The sequence below is a fragment of the Promicromonospora kroppenstedtii DSM 19349 genome, assembly GCF_000515355.1.
In the GTDB taxonomy this organism is placed as follows: Bacteria; Actinomycetota; Actinomycetes; order Actinomycetales; family Cellulomonadaceae; genus Promicromonospora; species Promicromonospora kroppenstedtii.
In genome coordinates this window covers 53,793-56,137 of record NZ_KI911644.1, presented here as the reverse complement: position 1 = coordinate 56,137, position 2,345 = coordinate 53,793, and the positions used below count along the sequence as shown (strand labels likewise).

Genomic DNA, 2,345 nt, shown 5'->3' with positions numbered 1-2,345 from the left:
CGGGCGCCGCGTCCGGATCGGCGACAGGCGCGGCGTCCGCCGTCGTCCCCGCCAGCAGGCGCAGCCCCAGCGCGAACAGCGCGGGGATCCCGGCGCCGACCAGCACGCCCGCCACGAGCACCTGGCCCAGCGCGCCCCATTCGATGAAGTCGCTCATCGCACGTCTCCCTTCGGTGCGGCGACCGTTCCCGGGCCGCTGATCGTCCCCACGGACTCGATGGCCGGGCCCACGGAGGACGCGGTCGCGACGGCGGGCACGGGGGCGATGCGCTCGCCGCCGGCCTCGCCCGTCGTGGCGGCGACGGCCTCGATGTCGGCGCCCCTGGCCTCGTCCCACTCCTCGTTGACGTTGGTGTGGTCGACCGGCTTGCGCCGCGACACGACCCAGATGGCGGCCGAGGACACCACGAGCACGCCGAACACGGCGAGGAAGCCGGCGGTCCCGCCGATGGCCGACTCGATCCAGTGGCACAGCGCCCCGACCAGGCCCGCGGCGGGGAGGGTGAGCGCCCAGGCCACGAACATGCGCCCGGCCACGCTCCAGCGCACCTTCGCGCCGGGCATTCCCACGCCCGAGCCGAGCACGGAGCCGGTGGCCACGTGCGTCGTCGACAGGGAGAAACCGAAGTGGCTGGACAGCAGGATGACGGCGGCCGACGACGTCTCGGCCGCCATGCCCTGCCGGGTGTCGATCTCGACGAGCCCCTTGCCGAGCGTGCGGATGACGCGCCAGCCGCCCAGGTAGGTGCCGAGCGCCATGGCGATGGCACAGCTCAGGATGACCCAGAGCGGCACGCCGGCGTCGGCGGGCACGGCGCCGCCCGCGATGAGCGCGAGCAGGATGATGCCCATCGACTTCTGCGCGTCGTTGGTGCCGTGCGCCAGCGAGACGAGCGACGCGGAGCCGATCTGGCCCCAGCGGAACCCGCGGTTGGTCAGGTCCTGCGGCACCCCGCGGGTCAGCTTGGCGACGCACCAGGTGCCGAGGCCGGCCACGGCGATCGCGATGAGCGGGGCCAGCAGGGCGGGCACCAGCACCTTGGACACGACGCCGGTCCACAGCACGCCCGAGGTGCCGACGGCGGCCAGCACGGCGCCTACCATGCCGCCCACCAGCGCGTGCGACGAGCTGGACGGGATGCCGAGCAGCCAGGTGAGCAGGTTCCAGATGATGCCGCCCACCAGGCCGGCGAGCACCACCGGCAGCGTGATCACCTGGGCGTCGACGATGCCCTTGGCGATCGTCGCGGCGACGGCGAGCGAGAGGAACGCGCCGACGAGGTTGAGGACGGCGGACAGCGCGACGGCCGTCTTGGGCTTGAGGGCTCGCGTTGCGATGGAGGTGGCCATCGCGTTGCCCGTGTCGTGAAATCCGTTCGTGAAGTCGAAGGCGAGCGCGGTCACGACGACGAGCGCGAGCAGGAGCATTTCTGTCACGGCCTCGATCATGCGAGGGGAAACTGGGCGGATCCGCGTTTTTCCCGGTTGGCCGGTGACTGTTCGTCGAGCGTTCATCTGTTGTTAACCTGGCGACCACCCCGGTGCGCTGGGGCGGTCGCCAGATGCCGGCGGCGCCGGACGGCGGCGTCAGGCCGGGCTGTGCTCCGCGGCGACGTCGAGCACCCAGGTGACCCCGAAGCGGTCGGTCAGCATGCCGAACGCGGGCGCCCACTGGGCAGGCGCGTACGGCTCGACGACGGTGGCGCCGTCGGCCAGGCGCTCCCACAGGGCGCCGACCTCCTCGACCGTGTCGCCGCGTACGGACAGGAAGAACGGCTCAGTGGTGACGGTCGTGCCGTTCACCCGGCGGGTGGTCGGGGCGGGCGGAGCCGCCGGGGCGGCCGTCCCGGGCACGTCGTAGGCCATGACCCGGAAGCCGTCGCCGGCGACGACCTGGCCGAACACCACCCTGGCGGCATCGGGCTGGTCGGCGGGCAGGCCCAGGTCGCCGTAGGTGGTGACGAGGAGCTGCCCGCCGAACACGGACTGGTAGAACTCCAGGGCGGCGCGGGCCTGGCCGCGGAAGTTCAGGTGGGCGACGGTGGAGATCGACATGGTGCGGTCCTTACACGTGGGGTTCACCGGCGGAGGGCTCCGGCGGCGAGAACCAATCTCGCAGCGGTACCGGACAGAGAACGTCCGGTACTCGTGACACCGTGGGAGTCATGCCCAGCGCGCACTCGACCGCGACGTCCACGCGGCTCCTCTCTTTGCTCTCCCTGCTGCAGGTCCGGCGCGACTGGCCGGCCGAGCAGCTCGCGCACCGGCTCGGCGTCAGCGACCGCACCGTGCGCCGCGACGTCGACCGCCTCCGCGAGCTCGGCTACCCCGTCCGCACGGCCCGC

Annotated in this window: 3 protein-coding genes; 1 reads left to right on the top strand and 2 read right to left on the bottom strand. The window is 72.8% G+C overall.

Annotated features, from left to right (window positions below; all coding sequences use genetic code 11):
- Positions 1–153 precede the first annotated feature (153 nt).
- Both PROKR_RS09255 and PROKR_RS09250 read right to left on the bottom strand, forming a co-directional pair.
- On the bottom strand, positions 154–1,428 hold the full coding sequence (locus PROKR_RS09255; protein ID WP_036962367.1) for an inorganic phosphate transporter: 1,275 nt from the start codon (positions 1,426–1,428) through the stop codon (positions 154–156).
- Positions 1,429–1,587: 159 nt separating this feature from the next.
- Positions 1,588–2,055, bottom strand: coding sequence for a VOC family protein (locus PROKR_RS09250; protein WP_036962364.1), 468 nt, complete (start codon positions 2,053–2,055; stop codon positions 1,588–1,590).
- Positions 2,056–2,165: 110 nt separating this feature from the next.
- Here PROKR_RS09250 and PROKR_RS09245 point away from each other — a divergent pair.
- On the top strand, positions 2,166–2,345 hold a 180-nt coding region (locus PROKR_RS09245), incomplete at its 3' end, for a helix-turn-helix domain-containing protein (RefSeq protein WP_036962361.1).